This is a genomic window from Streptomyces cavernae, from assembly GCF_004023625.1.
Taxonomy (GTDB): domain Bacteria; phylum Actinomycetota; class Actinomycetes; order Streptomycetales; family Streptomycetaceae; genus Streptomyces; species Streptomyces cavernae.
This window is the reverse complement of record NZ_RPDJ01000055.1, coordinates 17,538-37,204: the sequence shown is the minus strand read 5'-3', so window position 1 is coordinate 37,204 and position 19,667 is coordinate 17,538. Positions and strand designations below refer to the sequence as shown.

16 protein-coding genes and 4 pseudogenes are annotated in these 19,667 nt (G+C 71.5%); 12 read left to right on the top strand and 8 right to left on the bottom strand.

Going from position 1 to position 19,667, the window contains the following annotated elements:
• Positions 1 to 38 precede the first annotated feature (38 nt).
• Positions 39 to 527 (top strand): annotated as a pseudogene (locus tag EF387_RS42150) (RNA-guided endonuclease InsQ/TnpB family protein); the annotation flags it as partial.
• Here EF387_RS42150 and paaK read toward each other — a convergent pair.
• Both paaK and paaI read right to left on the bottom strand, forming a co-directional pair.
• A pseudogene (paaK, locus tag EF387_RS42145) lies at positions 505 to 1,798 on the bottom strand (phenylacetate--CoA ligase PaaK). The pseudogenes EF387_RS42150 and paaK sit on opposite strands and share 23 nt — an antisense overlap.
• Positions 1,795 to 2,241 carry a hydroxyphenylacetyl-CoA thioesterase PaaI gene (paaI, locus tag EF387_RS42140; protein WP_128381907.1) on the bottom strand — a complete coding sequence of 149 codons (447 nt, stop codon included), beginning with the start codon at positions 2,239 to 2,241 and terminating at the stop codon, positions 1,795 to 1,797. The pseudogene paaK and the gene paaI overlap by 4 nt, the downstream one beginning before the upstream one ends.
• A 132-nt stretch (positions 2,242 to 2,373) precedes the next feature.
• On the opposite strand from paaI, the gene paaN reads away from it, so the two are divergent.
• The 10 genes and pseudogenes from paaN to EF387_RS47710 form a co-directional block, all read left to right on the top strand.
• On the top strand, positions 2,374 to 4,086 hold the full coding sequence (paaN, locus tag EF387_RS42135; RefSeq protein ID WP_128381896.1) for a phenylacetic acid degradation protein PaaN: 1,713 nt from the start codon (positions 2,374 to 2,376) through the stop codon (positions 4,084 to 4,086).
• Positions 4,079 to 5,302 carry a thiolase family protein gene (locus EF387_RS42130; RefSeq protein WP_128381895.1) on the top strand — a complete coding sequence of 408 codons (1,224 nt, stop codon included), beginning with the start codon at positions 4,079 to 4,081 and terminating at the stop codon, positions 5,300 to 5,302. The genes paaN and EF387_RS42130 overlap by 8 nt, the downstream gene beginning before the upstream one ends.
• A complete protein-coding gene (locus EF387_RS42125) occupies positions 5,299 to 6,045 on the top strand; it encodes an enoyl-CoA hydratase/isomerase family protein (protein WP_128381894.1) in 747 nt (248 codons plus the stop codon). The genes EF387_RS42130 and EF387_RS42125 overlap by 4 nt, the downstream gene beginning before the upstream one ends.
• On the top strand, positions 6,042 to 6,896 hold the full coding sequence (locus tag EF387_RS42120; RefSeq protein WP_128381893.1) for a 3-hydroxyacyl-CoA dehydrogenase family protein: 855 nt from the start codon (positions 6,042 to 6,044) through the stop codon (positions 6,894 to 6,896). Before EF387_RS42125 ends, EF387_RS42120 begins: the two co-directional genes overlap by 4 nt.
• A complete protein-coding gene (locus tag EF387_RS42115) occupies positions 6,893 to 7,714 on the top strand; it encodes an enoyl-CoA hydratase/isomerase family protein (protein ID WP_128381892.1) in 822 nt (273 codons plus the stop codon). Before EF387_RS42120 ends, EF387_RS42115 begins: the two co-directional genes overlap by 4 nt.
• An 81-nt stretch (positions 7,715 to 7,795) precedes the next feature.
• On the top strand, positions 7,796 to 8,782 hold the full coding sequence (gene paaA, locus EF387_RS42110; protein ID WP_128381891.1) for a 1,2-phenylacetyl-CoA epoxidase subunit PaaA: 987 nt from the start codon (positions 7,796 to 7,798) through the stop codon (positions 8,780 to 8,782).
• Positions 8,779 to 9,072: a 1,2-phenylacetyl-CoA epoxidase subunit PaaB gene (gene paaB / locus EF387_RS42105; protein ID WP_128381890.1), complete on the top strand. Its 294-nt coding sequence runs from the start codon at positions 8,779 to 8,781 to the stop codon at positions 9,070 to 9,072. Before paaA ends, paaB begins: the two co-directional genes overlap by 4 nt.
• A gap of 10 nt (positions 9,073 to 9,082) precedes the next feature.
• Entirely contained in the window at positions 9,083 to 9,910 is an 828-nt protein-coding gene (gene paaC, locus EF387_RS42100; protein ID WP_128381889.1) for a 1,2-phenylacetyl-CoA epoxidase subunit PaaC, read from the top strand.
• A pseudogene (gene paaD, locus EF387_RS47715) lies at positions 9,904 to 10,414 on the top strand (1,2-phenylacetyl-CoA epoxidase subunit PaaD). The gene paaC and the pseudogene paaD overlap by 7 nt, the downstream one beginning before the upstream one ends.
• Positions 10,414 to 11,163, top strand: a pseudogene (locus tag EF387_RS47710) (FAD-binding oxidoreductase); the annotation flags it as partial. The pseudogenes paaD and EF387_RS47710, both read left to right, overlap by 1 nt.
• Before the next feature lie 169 nt (positions 11,164 to 11,332).
• Here the strand turns inward: EF387_RS47710 and EF387_RS42090 are convergent.
• Positions 11,333 to 12,088 carry an SCO6745 family protein gene (locus tag EF387_RS42090; protein ID WP_128381887.1) on the bottom strand — a complete coding sequence of 252 codons (756 nt, stop codon included), beginning with the start codon at positions 12,086 to 12,088 and terminating at the stop codon, positions 11,333 to 11,335.
• 61 nt (positions 12,089 to 12,149) lie between these two features.
• Here EF387_RS42090 and EF387_RS42085 point away from each other — a divergent pair, with 61 nt between their 5' ends.
• Positions 12,150 to 13,067 carry a LysR substrate-binding domain-containing protein gene (locus EF387_RS42085; RefSeq protein ID WP_128381886.1) on the top strand — a complete coding sequence of 306 codons (918 nt, stop codon included), beginning with the start codon at positions 12,150 to 12,152 and terminating at the stop codon, positions 13,065 to 13,067.
• Here the strand turns inward: EF387_RS42085 and EF387_RS42080 are convergent.
• The 5 genes from EF387_RS42080 to EF387_RS47705 form a co-directional block, all read right to left on the bottom strand.
• A complete protein-coding gene (locus EF387_RS42080) occupies positions 13,064 to 13,375 on the bottom strand; it encodes an NIPSNAP family protein (RefSeq protein ID WP_128381885.1) in 312 nt (103 codons plus the stop codon). The genes EF387_RS42085 and EF387_RS42080 overlap by 4 nt on opposite strands.
• Positions 13,376 to 13,475: 100 nt before the next feature.
• The gene (locus tag EF387_RS42075) at positions 13,476 to 15,614 is read right to left on the bottom strand and encodes a bifunctional serine/threonine-protein kinase/ABC transporter substrate-binding protein (protein WP_128381884.1); all 2,139 of its coding nucleotides are present in this window, start codon (positions 15,612 to 15,614) and stop codon (positions 13,476 to 13,478) included.
• Complete coding sequence (locus tag EF387_RS42070; protein WP_128381883.1) at positions 15,614 to 17,851, bottom strand: bifunctional serine/threonine-protein kinase/ABC transporter substrate-binding protein; 2,238 nt, start codon at positions 17,849 to 17,851, stop codon at positions 15,614 to 15,616. The genes EF387_RS42075 and EF387_RS42070 overlap by 1 nt, the downstream gene beginning before the upstream one ends.
• On the bottom strand, positions 17,851 to 18,642 hold the full coding sequence (locus EF387_RS42065; protein WP_128381882.1) for a hypothetical protein: 792 nt from the start codon (positions 18,640 to 18,642) through the stop codon (positions 17,851 to 17,853). The genes EF387_RS42070 and EF387_RS42065 overlap by 1 nt, the downstream gene beginning before the upstream one ends.
• Positions 18,643 to 18,946: 304 nt before the next feature.
• Entirely contained in the window at positions 18,947 to 19,606 is a 660-nt protein-coding gene (locus EF387_RS47705; protein WP_202918544.1) for a hypothetical protein, read from the bottom strand.
• Positions 19,607 to 19,667 lie beyond the last annotated feature (61 nt).

The window sequence follows — 19,667 nt, the reverse complement described above, 5'->3', positions numbered from 1 at the left end:
CCGCTACACGCAGGAACGCGAGACGGCACTCGCCCTCCGGCATCGATCTCGGCCTCGCACACTTCGCCGACCTGTCCGACGGCACGAAGATCGACTCTCCGCGCTTTCTGCGGCGCGCGGAGAAGAAACTGAAGAAGAACCAGCGCGAGCTGTCCCGCAAGCAGAAGGGATCAAAAAACCGGGCCAAGGCCCGCCTGAAGGTCGCCCGCGCCCACGCCGAAGTTGCTGACGCACGCCGCGAGTTTTGCCACCAGCTGTCCACGAAGCTGATCTCCGAGAGCCAAGGGATCGCCGTGGAGGACCTGTCGGTGGCGGGACTGGCGCGCACGAAGCCGGCCAAGTCCGTGCACGACGCCGGATGGTCACAGCTCATCAGCATGCTGGAGTACAAAGCGGAACGGTACGACCGCACCCTGGTCGAGATCGGCCGGTTCACACCGACCTCCCGGACCTGCTCCATTGACTGCCTCCCCTCCGCACCCCCGCCACTCGCGAGGTCAGCTGTCACGCCCGCCGGAGATCCTTGACGCGTCGGAGCTTGCCGAGGGACCGCTCCAGGGTCTCGGGGTCGACGATCGCCACCTCGACGGTGACGCCCACGCCGTCCTTGATGCCCCGGCCGATCGTCCTGGCGGCGGCCTCGCGCTGTTCGGGGCCGGTGTCAGGGCGGGCCTCGACCCGCACGACCATGTGATCCATGCGGCCGCGCTCGGTGAGCTGGATCTGGAAATGCGGGGCGACTGCGGGCGTACGCAGCACGATCTCCTCGATCTGGCTGGGGAAGACGTTCACTCCACGCAGGATGATCATGTCGTCGCAGCGGCCGGTGATCTTCTGGATCCGGCGGAAGGCGGGCCGGGCCGTGCCGGGCAGCAGCCGGGTCAGGTCGCGGGTGCGGTAGCGGATGATCGGCAGGGCCTCCTTGGTGAGCGAGGTGAAGACCGCCTCGCCCTCCGCGAGCACGGTGTCCGTGACCGGGTCGACCACCTCGGGGTAGAAGTGGTCCTCCCACACGTGCAGGCCGTCCTTGGTCTCCACGCACTCCTGGGCGACGCCGGGGCCGATCACCTCGGACAGGCCGTAGATGTCGACGGCGTGGATGTCCATGCGCTCCTCGATCTCGCGGCGCATCTCCTCCGTCCACGGCTCGGCGCCGAAGATGCCCACCTTCAGGGAGCTGGTGCGCGGGTCGATGCCCTGCCGTTCGAACTCGTCGAGCAGGGTGAGCATGTAGGACGGGGTGACCATGATGATCTCGGGCTCGAAGACCTGGATGATCTGCACCTGGCGGGCGGTCATGCCGCCGGAGGCCGGGATCACCGTACAGCCGGCTCGCTCGGCGCCGTAGTGTGCGCCGAGGCCGCCGGTGAAGAGCCCGTAGCCGTAGGAGATGTGCACCTTGTGGCCGGGGCGGCCGCCGGCGGCGCGGATCGAGCGGGCGACCATGTCCGCCCACATGGAGAGGTCGTTGTCGGTGTAGCCGACGACCGTGGGGCGGCCGGTGGTGCCGCTGGAGGCGTGGATGCGCCGTACGTCCGCCATCGGGACGGCGAACATGCCGAAGGGGTAGGTGTCCCGCAGGTCGGCCTTGGTGGTGAAGGGGAACCGGGCGAGGTCCTCCAGCGACCGGCAGTCGTCGGGTTTCACACCGGCCTCGTCGAACTTCCTGCGGTACAGCTCCACGTTGTCGTACGCGTGCCTCTCGCGTCAGGCGCTCGCCGTCGTCCAGCAGTTCGTGGGGGAGTGGTTCTCCCAGGCGGGATGCGGGGGCCGCCATGGCCGTCGTCTCGTTGCTCATCGCGACTCCTTCGTGGTGGTGCCCGGTGTCCTGTGCGCCGCCGTCGTGTCCCTGGTCGATTCCGGTGGCGTGCCGGTGATGCTGCGGCTGCGTCCACGGAACTCCGCGATCACGTCTTCGCCGCGCCGGACGCTCACGTCGTAGATGCCGCTGCGGCCGAACCGGGTGCGCTCCTCGGCGGTCGCCACGAGCACGTCGCCCTCGTACGCCGGGGCGACGAAGGTGATGTCGGCGCCCGCCGCGACGGTCACGGGACCGTGGCTGTTGCAGGCGCAGGCGCAGGCGAATGCGGTGTCGGCGAGCAGGAACACATATCCGCCGTGGGTGATCTTGTGTCCGTTCACCATCGCCGGGGTCACCTTCATGCGGAGCACGGCGGTCCCTGCGCCGTGTTCGAGCAGCTCGATCCCCAGTCCTCGGGACGCCTCGTCCGCGGAGAACATCGCCTCCGTAGGAGTCGCCTCAGTGGTTTGTATCACTATTTATACCACCTTGTCTCCCGACCGAACATTCGGTTAGCGTGCGGCACGGCTAAGTAATCCAACCGGACCCATGCCTGTCAAGAGGTGGACCACATGCCGCACAAGAGGCCGAACGGCCCTGATTTCTTCGCACGCCATCGCACGCTGCTGGAACGGTCGGTCGCCGCCACCGCGAGCCGGGACCACTGGACGCCGTATCCGGAGTCGCCGAGCAAGTCGGTGTACGGCGAGGCCGCTGCGAAGAACGGAGAAGCCGCCTTCCGGGACCGGCTCGGGGGCCACTTCGAACTCCCCGGCCATCCGGGCAACGGAGCGGTACCGGCGACCGAGACATCTCCGTACGGGTTCCCGCTGGATGTGACCTACCCCCGCGTCGCTCCGGACGAGGCGGTGGCCGCCGCGAAGGCCGCCATCGGCCCGTGGCGTGACGCGGGGCCGGACACCCGCGCCGGCGTGGCCGCGGAGATCCTCGCCCGTCTGAACGCGGCGAGCTTCGAGATCGCGTACGCCGTGCAACACACGACCGGCCAGGCCTTCGTGATGGCCTTTCAGGCCGGCGGCCCGCACGCCCAGGACCGCGGCCTCGAGGCGGTCGCCTACGCCTGGGCGGAGCAGAAGAGGCACCCGGCTGTGGCTCGCTGGAGCAAGCCGCAGCGCAAGGGCGGGCCGCTGGTGATGGACAAGAAGTTCACGCCCGTCGGGCGCGGAGTGGCGCTGTTGATCGCCTGCAACACCTTCCCCACCTGGAACGGCTATCCGGGCCTCTTCGCCTCCCTGGCCACCGGCAATCCGGTCGTCGTCAAGCCGCACCCGGGTGCCGTCCTGCCGCTCGCGATCACCGTGCGCATCGCCCGCGAGGTGCTGGCGGAGGCGGGCTTCGACCCGAACGTGGTGATCCTGGCCGCAGAGAGCCCCGAGGACCGTACGGCGTCGGTGTACGCCCTCCACCCGGACGTGCGGATCATCGACTTCACCGGCTCCACCGAGTTCGGCGACTGGCTGGAGACACACGTCCGCCAGGCCGCCGTGTACACCGAGAAGGCCGGTTTGAATACGGTGGTGCTGGACTCCACCGACGACTACCGTGGTCTGCTGGGCAACCTGGCCTTCTCGCTGTCCCTCTACAGCGGTCAGATGTGCACCACCCCGCAGAACCTGCTGATCTCGCGCGACGGCATGGCCACGGACCAGGGCGTCAAGAGCGCCGACGAGTTCGCCGCCGACCTCGGCGCCGCGCTGGATCGGCTGCTCGGCGACCCGGCCCGCGCGGCCGGCACCCTGGGCGCCCTCGTCAACGACGGTGTGCGTGAGCGCCTGGAGCGGGCCGCCGGGCTCGGCCGTACGGTGCGCGCGTCGGCACCGGTCGAGCATCCGGAGTACCCGGAGGCGGTCGTCCGTACGCCGCTGGTGGCGCGGCTGGATGCGTCTGCCGACCGCGAGGCCTACACCAGTGAGTGGTTCGGGCCCGTCTCCTTCGTCATTGGCACCGACTCCACCGAGCACAGCCTCTCGGTCTTCCGGGAAACCGTGCGGGAACACGGCGCGCTGACCGCCGCCATCCACTCAACGAGCGAAGGCGTGCTGGCCGCCGCCGAGTCGGCCGCCCTGGATGCCGGTGTGCACCTGTCGGAGAACCTCACCGGCGGCGTCTTCGTCAACCAGTCCGCCGCCTTCAGCGACTTCCACGGCAGTGCCGCCAATCCGGCGGCCAGCGCCACCCTGTCCGACCCCGCCTTCGTCACCGGCCGCTTCGCGACGCTGCAGTCGCGCCGGCCCGTTCCCATCGAGGAGTCCGCCCATGTCTGACGACGTCTTCCTGATCGACGGCGCGCGCACCCCGCAGGGCCGCTACGGCGGCGTACTGGCCTCCGTGCGTCCCGACGACCTGGCCGCCCTGGTGGTGGGTGAGGCCGTGCGCCGCGCGGGGATCCCGGCCGAGGCCGTGGACGAGGTCGTCCTGGGGGCCGCCAACCAGGCCGGTGAGGACAACCGGGATGTGGCGCGCATGGCCGTGCTGCTGGCGGGGCTGCCGCACACCGTCCCCGGCTACACGGTCAACCGGCTCTGCGCCTCCGGCCTGACCGCGGTCGCGAGTGCCGCCCAGGCGATCCGGTCCGGGGAAGCGGACCTGGTGGTCGCGGGCGGGGTGGAGTCCATGACCCGCGCCCCCTGGGTGATGGCCAAGCCCGGCACCCCCTGGGCCAAGCCGGGGGAGGTGCACGACACCTCACTGGGCTGGCGCTTCACCAACCCGCGCTTCACCGCCGCCGACCGGGCCGTGCCCGCGGGGGCCGGTCCCGAGACGGTCAAGGCGACCCTCGCGATGGGGGAGACGGCCGAGGAGGTCGCGGCCCTGGACGGCATCACACGTGCCGAGTCCGACGCGTTCGCGCTGCGCAGTCACCAGCGGGCCGTGGCGGCGCGGGACGCGGGGAGCTTCGACCGCGAGATCGTGCCGGTCCCGGTGAAGGACGGTGAGGTCACCCGCGACGAGGGGCCGCGTCCCGGCACGACGCTGGAGAAGCTCGGTGCTCTGCGGACCATCTTCCGCGAGGACGGCATCGTCACCGCCGGTTCCTCCTCGCCGCTGTCGGACGGCGCCGCCGCGCTGGTGGTCGCGAGCGCCGAGGCGGTGGAGCGGTACGGGCTCACCCCGCGGGCACGGATCGTCACCTCCGCGTCGGCCGGCGTCCAGCCCAACATCATGGGCCTCGGCCCGGTTCCCGCCACACAGAAGGCCCTGGCCCGCGCCGGATGGCAGGCCGGGGACGTGGACGCGGTCGAGCTGAACGAGGCGTTCGCCGCCCAGGCGCTGGCCGTCATACGCCGTCTCAAGCTCGACGAGGAGAGGGTCAACGCCGACGGCGGCGCCATCGCGCTCGGCCACCCCCTCGGCTGCTCCGGTGCCCGCATCCTGCTGACGCTGCTCGGCCGGCTGGAGCGCGAGGACGCCCGCCGGGGCCTGGCGACGCTGTGCGTGGGAGTCGGCCAGGGCGTCGCCATGCTCGTGGAGCGCGTGTGAGTACCGACTACGAGACGCTGCTCGTCGAGGAGCGAGAAGACCGGGTCGTCGTCACCCTGCACCGGCCCGAGGCTCGCAACGCCATCAGCGGCCGCATGATCGCCGAGCTGCACGAGGTGTGCGGGCTGCTGGAAGCCGATCCGAAGCTGCTGCTGCTCACCGGCCACGGCCGGGTCTTCGCGGGCGGTGCCGACATCGCCGAACTGCTGCGACGGGGCCGCGACGAAGCCCTCCAGGGCATCAACAGCCGTCTGTTCGAGCGGGTGCGCAGGCTCCCCATGCCCACGCTCGCCGCCGTCGACGGCTGGGCGCTGGGCGGCGGCGCCGAACTGGCATACGCCTGCGACCTGCGCATCGCCGGACCGGACGCCGTCTTCGGCAACCCCGAGCCGGGGCTCGGCATCCTCGCCGCGGCGGGGGCCTGCTGGCGGCTGCCCGAGCTGGTCGGCGAGTCGATCGCCAAGCAGGTGCTGCTCGCCGGGCGGAACCTCGACGCGGCCGCGGCACTGGCGGCCGGGCTGGTCATCGACGTCGTATCGGCAAAGAAGCTGCTGGAGGAGGCGCACGCCCTGCTCGACCGCATGGGCCGCTCCTCCGCCACCGCCCTGCGGCTGACGAAACTCGTCGTCGACGCACCCGGCGCCCACCCGGTCGCCGACGACCTGGCCCAGGCCGTGCTGTTCGAGGGACAGGACAAGAAGGACCGCATGACACGCTTCCTGGAGAAGAGGAGCCGGGCATGACCTCAGCACCCGCAGTCGTCGGGGTGATCGGCGGCGGCCGCATGGGCGCCGGTATCGCACAGTCCTTCGCGACGGCCGGTTCGGCCGTGACCGTCGTGGAGAGCGGCGAGCAGGCCGCGGCCGCGGCACTGGACCGCGTCGCCGCCGGACTGAAGAGAGCAGCTGAACGTGGCGCACTCGCGGAGCCCGCGGAGGAGGTGCTGGCCCGGGTGACGACGGTTCCGTCCGTCGACGCCCTGCCCTCGTACGCCGACCTGGTCGTCGAGGCCGTCCCCGAGGACGCCGCGCTCAAGGCCCAACTTCTCGCCGCCGCCGAGCGGGCGGTGGGCCCGGGCACGGTACTGGCCAGCAACACCAGCTCCCTGTCGGTCACCGATCTCGCCGCCGCCCTCACCCGGCCCGACCGCTTCGTGGGCATGCACTTCTTCAACCCCGTGCCTGCCTCCGAACTGGTCGAGATCGTCGTCGCACCCGGCACCGGGGCCGACACCGTGGAGGCGGCCCTCGGCTGGACCCGCTGCCTCGGCAAGAAGGACGTCGTCGTCCAGGACTCGCCCGGCTTCGCCAGCAGCCGCCTGGGCCTGGCCCTGGGCCTGGAGGCGATCCGCATGGTCGAGGAGGGCGTCGCGGAACCGGACGCGATCGACGACGCCATGCGGCTCGGCTACAAGCACCCCATGGGGCCGCTGCGCCTGACCGACCTGGTCGGACTCGACGTACGCCTCGCCATCGCGGAGCACCTGCACGCCACGCTCGGCGAGCGCTTCGCCCCGCCCCGGCTGCTGCGCGAGAAGGTCGCCCGCGGCGAGCTCGGGCGCAAGACCGGAAAGGGGTTCTACACGTGGGAATGAGCGCTACGAGCCGGCCTCCGGCCGACGAGACGCAGCACGGCGTCGGCTACACCCTGGACGGCGGCGTAGCCGTCATCGAACTGCGAAGGCCCTCCGCGGGAAACGCCCTGGACGTGTCGTTGCGCGCCGGACTGATCTCCGCGGTACGCCGGGTGCGCGGCGACGGCGACCTCGTCCGGGCGGTGCTGCTCACCGCCGAGGGTCGGCACTTCTGCGTCGGACAGGATCTCAAGGAGCATGCGAGGGCCCGCGAGAGCGCACCCGCCTCCGCCTTCGCCATCGTCCGGGACGAGTACAACCCGCTCGTCGAGGAACTGTGCGCGCTGCCGCAGCCTGTGGTCGCGGCCATCGAGGGCGCCTGCGTCGGAGCGGGGCTGGGGCTCGCGCTCTGTGCCGACCTGCGGGTCGCGGGAGCCGGTGCCCGCTTCTCGACCGCGTTCACCGGGATCGGCCTGGCCGCCGACAGCGGTCTGAGCGGGGCTCTGGCACAGGCGGTCGGTCTGTCGCGAGCCGCCACCCTGATGCTGCTCGGCGACCGCTTCGACGCGGAGGCGGCGCAGCAGTGGGGCCTCGTCCACGGCGTCGTGCCGGACGGCGGCGCCGCTACGGAGGGCCTGACTCTCGCCCAGCGTCTCGCTGCCGGCCCCACGGCCGCGTATGCCGAGGTCAAGGCGCTGCTCCGGGCCGGCAGGGCGCCTTTGCCCGTGGTGCTGGAGCGCGAGGCGGCGGCCCAGGAGCGGCTGGGCTCGACCGAGGACCACCGGGCTGCTGTGCGGGCCTTTCTCGAAGGCCGGCAGCCGTCCTTCTCCGGACACTGACCCGGCTGCCGCACTTGCCGGAACGCGAACGCTCAGCCATGTTGTCGACCGAACGAACGGTCGGGCGGGAAAGTAGGGCAGATGACCGCGTCACACGTCGACGTGTCGGCGGTGGGCTGCGCAGGGTCGGAGCTGCAGGAACACTTCGAGACGACGATCGCCCGGGACCGGCGGATCGAGCCGCGCGACTGGATGCCGGACGGCTACCGCAGGACGCTGATCCGCCAGATCGCACAGCACGCCCACTCGGAGATCATCGGCATGCAGCCCGAGGGCGAGTGGATCACCCGGGCGCCCTCGCTGCGCCGCAAGGCGATCCTCTTCGCCAAGGTGCAGGACGAGGCCGGGCACGGGCTGTATCTGTACTCGGCGGCGGAGACGCTGGATGCCGATCGCGCGGACTTGACGAACCGGCTCATCGAGGGCCGCCAGAAGTACTCGTCGATCTTCAACTACCCGACCCTGAGCTTCGCCGACGTCGGCGTGATCGGCTGGTTCGTGGACGGCGCCGCGATCTGCAATCAGGTGCCGCTGTGCCGGTCGTCCTACGGTCCGTACGCCCGTGCCCTGGTGCGGATCTGCAAGGAGGAGTCCTTCCACCAACGGCAGGGCTACGAGCTGCTGATGACGATGATGCGCGGCACCGACGACCAGCGCGAGATGGTGCAGGACGCCGTCAACCGCTGGTGGTGGCCGTCACTGATGATGTTCGGACCGCCCGACGACAACTCGCCCAACTCCGCTCAGTCGATGGCCTGGAAGATCAAGCGGCACAGCAACGACGAGCTGCGCCAGCGCTTCGCCGACATGACCGTCCCGCAGGCCGAGAAGCTCGGCGTCACGCTGCCCGACCCCGAACTGCGCTGGAACGCCGAGCGTGGCCACCACGACTTCGGCACCCCCGACTGGGCCGAGTTGACCAGGGTGATCTCCGGCGACGGGCCCTGCAACGCCGAGCGCGTCGCCCGGCGCCGGGCCGCCCACGAGGAGGGCGCCTGGGTCAGGGAGGCGGCCACCGCCCACGCCGCCAAGCAGGCGGCCCGTACGCAGAAGGGAGCGGTGGCATGACCACCGAGAGGAACGACTGGCCGCTGTACGAGGTGTTCGTGCGCGGCAAGCGCGGGCTCAACCATGTCCACGTGGGCTCGCTGCACGCGGCCGACGACCGGATGGCCCTCACTCACGCCCGCGACCTGTACACCCGGCGCAACGAAGGCGTGTCGATCTGGCTGGTGCGCAGCGAGCACATCGCCGCCTCCACCCGCGACGAGAAGGACCCCTTCTTCGCGCCCGGCGCCGACAAGGTGTACCGCCACCCCACCTTCTACGACATCCCCGACGACGTCCCGCACATCTGAGGAGCAGGGCATGAGTGACGACCACGTTCACCTGATCCTGGCCGAGGGACACGAGGAGGACACCCGCTGGGCGTACGGCACCGGCTTCGAGGACCCGCTGCACGGCGTGGACAGTGCGGTACCCGACGGCATCGACACCGGTGAACTGGCCGCCGTCTGTGTCGCGCTGGCCGACGACGCCCTCGTCCTGGCGCAACGGCCGGCCGAATGGACAACCCGCGCCCCCGAGCTGGAGCAGGAGGTGGCTCTGGCGAACATCGGACTCGACCTGCTCGGCCAGGCCCGCCTGCTCTACTCCCGCGCCGGCCAGGTCGACGGCACCGACCGCGACGAGGACGCCTACGCCTATTTCCGGGACGCCCACGACTTCCGCAACGTACGCCTCGCCGAACTCCCGGGCGGCGACTTCGCGTTCTGCGTCGCACGCCTGCTGGTGCTCTCCGCATGGAAGCTCGCCCACTTCGAGCGGCTCACCGCCTCCGACGATCCGGTGCTCGCCGCGATTGCCGCCAAGGGCCTCAAGGAGCTGAGCTATCACCGGCAGTACGCCGCCGAGTGGGTCGTCCGCCTCGGCGACGGCACCGCCGAGTCGCATCATCGGATGCAGGACGCGCTGGAGCAGGTCGCGCCGTACCTGGACGAGCTGTTCAGCGTGTACGACGTCCAGGACGAGGTCCGGGCGGTGCTGAAGCAGGTCACGGAGACGGCCGGACTGCCCCTTCCGGTGTGCCGGCCGCTGCCCGGATCCGGCCGCGACGGCGAGCACACCGAGCACCTCGCCCCACTGCTGGCCGAGCTGCAGAGCGTGGCCCGCGCCCACCCGGACGCGACATGGTGACCGTACTGACGGACGTGCGCCGCGCTCGGCACATCGCCGCGTCCGTGCCGGATCCCGAGCTTCCCATGCTCACCCTGGCCGACCTCTGCGTGCCGCGGGGCGTCGAGGTCGGTGAGGACGGGACGGCCGTCGTCAGCCTCACCCCGACCTACCCCGGCTGCCCGGCCATGGCCGAGATGCGCGCCGAAGTGGCCGCGCGCCTCACGGCCTCCGGATACGCACATGTCCAGCTGCGCACGGTGCTCGATCCGCCCTGGACCACGGACTGGATCACACCCAGCGGCCGCCGCACCCTCGCCGAGCACGGCATCGCGCCCCCCGGACCGGCGCCGCGCCCCGGCCCGGTGCCGCTGACACTGTCCCCCACCCGCCCCGCGGTGCCGTGCCCCCGGTGCGGCTCGGCGGACACGGAGGAGACCTCCGGCTTCGGTGCCACCTCCTGCAAGGCGCTGTGGCGCTGCCGCACCTGCCGCGAACCCCTTCGAGTACGTCAAGGAGATCTGATGGAGGACCTGCTGCCACCCGGCACCTCCGCCCCCACGCCCGTGCGGCGACGCCGCCCGGCCTTCCACCACCTGCGCGTGGCCGCCGTGCAGCGGCTGTGCGAGGACGCGGTCGCGGTCGGCTTCGACATCCCGGACAACCTGGCCGAGGAGTTCGCCTTCACCCCCGGCCAGTCGCTCACCCTGCGCCGCGAGGTCGACGGGCGGGACGAGCGGCGCTCCTACTCGATCTGCTCCCCGGTGGGCGCACGGCCGCGCATCGGGGAGCGCGAAGTGCCCGGCGGGCTGTTCCCCTCCTGGCTGGTCCACGACGTACGGCCCGGCGACACCCTGGAGGTGATGGCCCCGACCGGCGCCTTCACCCCCGACCTCACCGCACCCGGCCACCACATCCTCATCGCCGCGGGGTCCGGCATCACACCCATGCTCTCCATCGCCGAGTCCGTCCTCGCCGCCGACGACCGCTCGCGGGTCACGCTGTTCTACGGCAACCGCCGCACCGGCTCGGTCATGTTCGCCGACGAACTCGCCGACCTGAAGGACCTCCATCCGGCGCGCTTCCAGCTCGCCCACGTCCTCTCCCGCGAGCCCCGCGAGGCCGAGGTGCTCTCCGGCCGCCTGGACGCCGACCGCCTCTCCGCCCTCATCGGCGGGCTGGTCGACGTCACCACCGCGGACCACTGGTGGCTGTGCGGGCCCCACGGCATGGTCCGCGACGCCCAGCGGGTCCTGGTCGGCCTGGGGGTGCCCGACACCCTGGCGGCCCAGGTGGCGGCCTCGTTGCAGGCATGCAGGGTCGCCTCAAGTGCCGTCGCCTGCACGGGCGTCGGCAGGAGTTTGACCCGCACCACCAGCTTCATGACCATGAACGTACACACTCGTACGAGCGGCCTCGACGAGTTCGCAAACATTCACAACCTCAAGGTCTGAAGCTACGGGTCAACCCGCCAACGAGGTGGGCGAATTCGGTGCGTTGCCGGTCGGTCAGTGTGGCGTAGAGCGGCGCCTGCTGTTCGTCGGTGAGTTGCTCGGCCCGCCTCCATCGGGGGATCAGGGTTGCGGCGACGGGATCTGGCTTCGGCCAGCCGTAGTGGCCCGCCTGCTCGACGCCGAGGTTGATGGTCATTGCTTCTCGGGCACTCAGTCCGCTCAGGCGCACCGCCGCCAGATGGCAGGCGCCACGGTGTTCCCGCAGGACGTGTATGCGCTGCATGGCCGCTCCGACCGGGTCTTCGGCGGGGCAGGGCTGCGCGCGCCAGCCGGCGAACAGGGGCAGCGCGTCGGCGTCGGCGGCATCGATCAGCTGCTGTGCCAAGCGGTTGAAGTGCTCGACGTCGACGTCGCAGGGGATGTGGACGCGCCCCCACTTCCGGACGGCCGAGGCATAGCATGCGGCGGCTTCCTCCGCCGGCATCACGGGTCGTCCCGCCAGCCAGCCGGGGGTGACCAGGTCGGGTCCGAGGAAGCCCTGTACCGCTTGGACCACCTCGACCGATGCCTCGCCGAGCACCCCGAACCGGCCGCGGCAGTAGAAGCCGCGGCCTGGGGGAAAACCGGCGCCCAGACCCACGGCGGCGGTCGCCTCGTCAGACATGAACTCGTCACCGAAGTCGTGGAGGGGCCGGGCAACCACGGCGATGCAGTCGAAGATTTCCATGCGCCGAAGGTCGCCCATCAAGACTCAATAGGTCAAGGGGATGTTTTCTGACGGAACCCTTTAGCTAATCTATCGCATCATGCTGGATATCCGCCGTCTGCACATGCTCAAGACCGTCGCCGCCCGCGGCTCCATCGCGGCGGCCGCCCAGTCGCTGGCGCTGTCCGCCGGCGCTGTCTCCCAGCAGCTGGCCGCGCTGCGGCGCGAGGTGGGAGTGGATCTGCTGCGCCCCGACGGGCGAACCGTGGCCCTGACGGAAGCGGGCCGGGTGCTCCTGCAGCACGCCGACCGGATCCTCGCCGCCGTACACGAGGCCGAGAGCGCCGTCGCGGCGGTCAAGGGTGCGGTCGGATCCACTGCCACCCTCGCCGCGTTGCCGTCGACCGTCGCCCGGATCGTGGCCCCCGCGCTGACCGCGCTGGGATCGGACCACCCGCAGCTCACCGTGACCTGTCTCATCACCGACCAGGCGCAACTGAGGGAACTCACACTCGGCACCGTCGATGTGGTGCTGGGACAGCGCTATCACCACCTGCCCGATGTCACACCCCGCGGCATCGAGTTCTCCCCGCTGCTCGACGATCCGCTGCTCGTCGTCACCGCCACCGACCGATCCGACGGGCGGCCCCTCCCCCTGCGGGAACTGGCGACGCACAGCCTCGCCGTGCCGCCGCCAACCACGGAGTGCGGACAGGCCATCCTGCAGGCCTGCCACCAGGCCGGCTTCACACCCATGGCGCGCTACGTCACCGCCGACATCGCCGCCCAACTCACCCTCGCACGGGCCGGCCTCGCCACCGCGCTCGTCCCCCGGACCGCCATCGACCCGGTCGCCCCCGGAATCCGCACGGCGCCCATCGAGGATCGCCCGATCCTGCGCCTGCTGTTCGCCGCGACGCGTCACTCCGAGACCGCGAACCCGACGACCACGGCCGTCATCGCAGCGCTGCGCACAGCCACTCGGCAGGACCGCACCCCGCGCCTTCGGCCGGCCTAGGACACGCCGTCGAGCGGTCGCAGGAAGCGGCGCTCGTACCGCTTGATGCAGCGGGTCTCACGGGCCAGTTCGAACGCTTCCCGACACTCCGGGTCTGACATGCTGTCCGTGCGGTACTGCTCGTACGCGGCCAGGCTGGGAAACGAGAACAGGGCGTAGGCGATGTCGCTGTCGCCCTCACTCGGCAGGAAGTAGCCGTGGTGCGTCCCGCCGAAGCGGTCGACGAGCCGGACCCAGCGGCGACCGTATTCCTCGAAGTCCTCGAGCTTGTCGGGGTCGATCTCGTACTTGAGATGAACAGTGATCATGCCTGCAATCCTGCCGGATGACGGTGTGATTCCCGAGGTTCGCCGTTGGTGTGGTAGAGGCGCTTTGAGCTGGTGTGTTGAGAGTGTTCTGAGAAGGAGTTCAGGCCGTGGCGTCCCGGTAGTCGCCGAGGCAGCGAAAGGCGCCCCCCGTCGCCTTGAACAGGTACATCGCCTCCGTGTAGCGGTAGGTGGAAGCGTCGTAGTGGAGCCGTTTGGTGATCCCCTGGTAGTCGGTCTCGCGCAACTGGCCCGCGATCGCGCCCCGTTCGGCGCGAGAGACACCCAGGGCCGTCATGGCACGGGCCACGAAGAGCGTCGCGTCGTAGGCCTCGGCCGCATACCAGGGCGGGGCGGTGCCGAAGCGCGCACCGTAGGCGGTGACGAACGACTTCGCGGCCGTCTCCCGGGTTGCGTCGCAGAAGGCGGTGGCGAACACCCAGCCCTCGGCGGCCTCGCCCGCCGAGCCGAGGAAACGGGCGTCGAGGGCGCGCTGGGTGGCCAGCCGCGCACCGGAGTAGCCGGCGGAGCGCAGCGCGCGGGCCAGCCCTGCGGCCCGCGCGTACCCGCCGCCGAAGACCACAGCGTCCGCCCCCGCGTCCACCACCGACTCGGCGAGGGAACGGAAGGCCCCGTCGGAGTCGGCCCCGGCGGCGAGGGTGCGCCGGACGGTGCTGCGCTGTCCGGAACGCACGGCCTCGTCGACGCCCTCGCACAGCCGCCAGCTGACCTCGCCCTCGGCCGCGTCGTCGATCAGGACCGTCTTGCGCGCACGGGCGGTCCGCACGAGGTGGGCGACGACCGGCGCCGCCAGGACCGAGTCACCGGGGCGGGTGGCCGTGTACACCCGGTAGGAAGTGGGGGACACGTCGTCGAGCCCGACCGACACGGTGACCATCGCAAGGCGCGCCTGCTGGTAGATCCCGAGTGTGGCCTTCGCACAGGCGTCGGTGGTCGGCCCGAGCACCGCGCGGACCCGCTCGTCGGCGGCCAGCCGCTCGGCGACCTGCCGAGCGCCGGTCGTGGTGCCCCGGTCGTCGTGCACCTGCAACGCGAGGTCGAAACCACGTCCGGTACGGGAGTTGAAGCGGTCCACAGCGAGCCGTACACCGTTCTCCTGAGCCCGTCCTGTCGTACGACCGCTGCCGCTCAGGTCGGCGTGCAGGGCGACGACGAGCCGCGGACGCTCCTGGACCGAGGCCCTGCCGCCGCGACCAGACCACCAGGAGGCCAACGTTCCGCCGGCCGCCAGCACACCGCCGACTGAGCCCAGGACCAGCAGACGGCGGCGCGTGGAACCCTGGCCGGTCTTGGGACCCGTGTCGACCGTCGTCGTGGCCCCGGACACCTCGGTGGCCTCGACGGCCGGCAGGGCCAGTACGGCGGCCGAACGGCGGGCGATGAGCCGGGTCGCGGGTTCCGGCAGCCAGCCCTTGCCCCCACCGGCCAGGGCCTGCTGTATCTCGGCCACGGCCGGCCGGGAGCCGGGCTCCTTCGCCAGGCACGCGCGCAGCAGCGGCAGCAACGGCCCCGGTACGGTGCCCAGATCCGGCTCGTCGTGGACCGTACGCACCAGCATCTCGGCCGCGGAGCCCCACCCGAAGGGACGCTCGCCCGTCACGGCGTACCCCAGCAGGCAACCGAGGGAGAAGACGTCACTGGCCGGCCCGATCTCCCGGCCGCGGCCCTGTGCCTGCTCGGGGGAGAGGAACCCGGGGGAGCCGACCACCATCCCGCTCGCGGTGAGCGCGGTGTCCTCCGGCATCCGGGCGATACCGAAGTCGATCATCCGGGGCCCGTCGACGGCGAGCAGGACATTGCCGGGCTTGACGTCCCGGTGCACCAGCCCCGCCCCGTGCACCGCGTCCAGCGCCTCGGCGAGCCGCGCCCCCAGGACCCGGACGCTCCCGTACGGCAGCGGCCCGCACTCCTCGACCGCCTCCGCGAGGGACGGCCCCGGCACGAACGCCGTGGCGAGCCACGGGAATTCCGCGTCCGGGTCCGCGTCGAGCAGTGGCACCACCCAGGGACTCGCGACCCGGCCCGCCGTCTCCACCTCCCGGCGGAACCGGGCCCGGAACCCCGCGTCGTCCGCGTGCGCCGCCCGGATCACCTTCACCGCGGCGAGCGCGCCACCTGGGGAGCGAGCCAGGTACACCACGCCCATGCCGCCCGCGCCCAGCCGCCGCAGCAGCCGGTGGCCCGCGATCCAGACCGGATCGGTGCCGCGCAACGGCTCCATCAGGCGGACACCTGATAGGGCGCCAGACCCTGGTACGCGAACCGGCCGCCGTCGACCTTCCACAGATGGACGCCGCTGCCGTCGACGACGAGCGCTCCGGTCTCCTTGTCGAACGCGAGGCTCCGGGCGATTCCCTTGTACGTCCCCGAGCGCAGCGCCGTCGTCAGGTTCTGCCGGCTGCGGCGCCCCGCACCCAGTCCACCGAGCGTCTTCGCGGCGAACTGCGCCACGTCGTACGTCTCGACGGCGTACCGCTCCGGCTCCGCACCGTAACGCTTGCGGTACGCGGCCCGGAACGCCTTCGCCTCGGGCGCCACGGATGCGTCCATCACCGGGGCGACGATCGCCCACCCCTCGGCCGCATCCCCGGCGGCGGACAGGAACCGGGCGTCCAGCACCCCGTGGGCGGCGGCCCGGGCTCCCGGGAAGTCACGGCTGGTCAACTCACGGGCCAGCAGCGCGGCCCGGTCGTGATGGCCGGCGAAGACCACTGAGTCCGCGCCCCCGTCCAGCAGGGCGTCCAGGGTCGGCCCGAAGTCGGTGCGCAGGGCGCTGACCACCTTCGGCACGGCCGGCTGCCGGACGTCCCGCAGGATGTTGACGAGGGTGCTGCTGATCTCCCAGGCGTACGCGTCCGCCGCCCGGTCGTCCACGATCCCGACCGTGCGCGACTTCGCAGTGCCCCGCAGATACGCGTCGAGATAGAACGGCAGGATCGTGTCCGTCACCCGGGCGTGCAGGAGGGACCGGCTGCCCATCACCGTCAGCGTGGTCGCGCCGGGCGACACCGCGAGCAGGGGCAGCGAGACGGCGTCGTACGCCGCCAGCGAGGCGAGGGCGGTCGCGTCCGTGGTGGGGCCGATCACGGCCAGCACGGAACGGTCGGCGACCAGCTGATTCGCCGCCTGAGGCGCACGGGCCGGATCGCCGCCGTCGTCCACCGTCTTCACGGCGAGCGTGAAGGGTTTGTCCGCACGGGAGTTGAACTCGTCGACCGCGAGCCGCAGCCCGCGCTCCTGAGCCCGGCCGACCGCCTTCTGATCGCCGGTCAGATCGGCGTGCAGGCCCAGGGTGTACACGGGGCCCGTGGCCGCTTGGGCCGGGCCGCCGTCCTCCCCGTCACGGCCCAGCACTGCCCAGGAGCCCAGTCCGCCCGCGGCCGCGACGACCGCCGCGCCTGCGGAGAGGAGAAGGACACGGCGCCTGCCCACGGCAGCGGCGGGAGACTGTGCGGCCGTGGTGTCCCCGGTCGCGGCGTTCACCTCGGTGTCCTCGACGGCGGGCAGCGCGAGCCCGGCCGCCGACCGCTCCGCGATCAATCGGACCAACGGCTCGGGCAGCCATGCCTCGTCGTCAGCGGCGGGCTCGTCACCCTCGCGCGCCGGAGGACGTACGGCCATCAGGGCCTGCCGCGGATCGGGAGGCGAGGCGGGCGCGGCGGCCGTGAGGACCCCGGCCAGCGCCTCGGCGGTGGGGCGCGGCTCCGGATCCTTCCCCAGACAGCCGCCGACCACCTCGGCCAGCTCCGCCGGAACCCCCTCCAGGTCCGGCGCGTCGTGCACCGTCCGGTACAGCAGCGCGTCGAGCGACCCGGTACCGAACGGAGGGCGGCCGGTCGCCGCGAAGGCCAGCACACAGCCCAACGAGAAGACGTCACCGGCCGGGCGGGGAACTCCCGCACCCCGCGCCTGCTCCGGGGGCAGGAACCCGGGCGTGCCGACCACGACACCGGTCGAGGTCAGCACCGTGTCCTCGCGGTCGCGGGCGATACCGAAGTCGATCAGCCGCGGACCGTCGAGCGCCAGCAGCACATTGCCGGGCTTGACGTCCCGGTGCACGAGCCCGGCGGCATGGATCTCCCGCAGCGCCTCGGCGAGCCGTGCCCCCAGCACCCGCAGGCTCCGCACCGGCAGTGGCCCGTACTCGGCGATGGCCTCGCCGAGCGAGGGACCGGGAACGAACGCGGTGGCCAGCCACGGCTGCGCCGCCTCGGGATCAGCGTCCACCAGGGGCGCCACCCAAGGGCTGGTCACCCGTCGGGCGGCATCTGCCTCCCGCCGGAACCGTTCCCGGAAAGCGGAGTCCTCGGCCAACTCGGCCTGGATCACCTTCAGCGCGACCAGCTGCCCGCCGGCCGAGCGGGCCAGATACACCACACCCATGCCGCCCGCGCCGAGCCGTCCGAGCAGCCGGTGGCCCGCAAGCTTGGCGGGATCGGCGATACGCAGCGGTTCCATCACTTCCCCTTCAGCCGCTGCTCGACGCGCGTCAGCATCTGAGCCAGGGCCTTGCCGCCCAGCTGCTGGAGTTCCTCCTGGGTGTGGCCGGCGCCGCCCGTCACGGAGACGGCCACGACCACGGTGCCCAGCCGGGCGACCATCCAGAGGTACTGCTGTGCGGCACCCCCGTCCTGGACGGACTTTCCCGCTTCGAGCACGGAGTCGTCGGCGTACTCCTGATCACGGGCGCCGAACGCGGTGCCCAGTGACATCAGACCCGTGATCCGCTCGTTCGACCGGGGCCGCTGCTCCGGGCAGCGCAGCACCTCCTCGAGCGTCGTGCTCAGCTGCTCGTCGGCGCCGAGGACCGAGGCGTGCACGGTGGCCACGGCGGTCACCCTGACCTCGCTCCTGCCAGAGCCTGCCGGCAGCCGGCTGTACCGCGACGTGCTCGCCAGCACGCCACGCGGGAGCTTCTCACGCTGCCAACGGCAGCTCTCGTCCAGCACGGCCCAGGTTCTCGGGGCGCTCACGGCCGGAGACCGGGCGACGAAGCCCCGGCCCCAGTCGCCCGGCCCGAGCACGACGGACTCGGCCAGACGGGCCCCGTCCGTCGAGGACTCGGGGACGAGGGAGGCGTCGGGTGTGAGGACGGACGAAGCGGCGGACGAGTCGCTCGACGGTGTCGCTGCACCGCTCGCGCTCGCAGAAGCGCCGGCCGAGGGCGAACTGCTCTGCCGGGAAGGCCCGGCGCCCGCCCCCTGCGCCGAACACCCGGTCAGCAAGGCCCCCGCAGCCAGCAGGATCACCCAACTACCCCGTATTCCCTGGGTATTGTCTGTCACTCGGTCCCCTCGACACCGTTCGATCCGTCCAACTCGTCGAACCTAGACGGCCGAGACGAAGCGGACCTCAGTGGAAACACGCATCCGGACACGTATTCGGCGGCCCGGAGCACGACCATGGCGGCCGGCATCAGCGGTGCCCGCGAACACGCGCAAGGTTCAGTCGCCCAGCGCTCTGCGGCCGTTGTATCGTCAATGGCAATCACGGCAGCGGCGTGAGACGGAAAGGTGCGAAGGTCTTCGCGTGTGCCGGGGTGAGTGACGGGCCTCAGCCGATCCCGGACGGACCGCAGGTCTGAGCCGCATGGAGCGGCACGGCCAGGGTCAGCACGACGGCGGCGGCGACCGTGGCGAGCCACACTATGTACAGCACTACGGGCCCCGCCCGGCGATGCGAGATCACCCACGCGATCCACCCGGCCAACGATCCGGCGGCCAGCGCCGCCACGAGGCACAGGACCACCACAGTCCCCGAGACCGGATCCACGGCCACATTCGCTGTGCAGTAGTCATCGTCGTTCGTCACCGAGGTGGCCAGCAGCACCAAGAGGAGCGTGGGTGCCGACATCGTCCAGGCCAAGGCGGCCAGTACCCAATACGGCCCCCTGGGCCAGGACCGCAGGGCGCCCACCAGAACAGCGCACATCAGCAGAAGCGGCACCGCCATCAGCACAAACGGCTCGCCCATCGCCTGCACCACCCCCAACAGGCCCGGGCGGTACTGGTTGACCTGGGGGTCGTCAGCCCAGTAGAAGCCTTTGAACGCCGCACACACCGAGGTGACGACTAGCAGTGCGGCCAGCGCATGCGCATGGACACGGGCCCGGGGCGCCTCCGGGAAGGACGCGGGCCAGACGATGTCCCGGAACCGGCCTTCCGCCCCAGGGCCAACGGCAGCCCTGCAGCGATCTGCGATCACCAGTCTCACGTCCCACTCTCTTTTCGTATGCTGTCTGCTCCCGACGAGCACACACCGCGAAGGTTGGGAA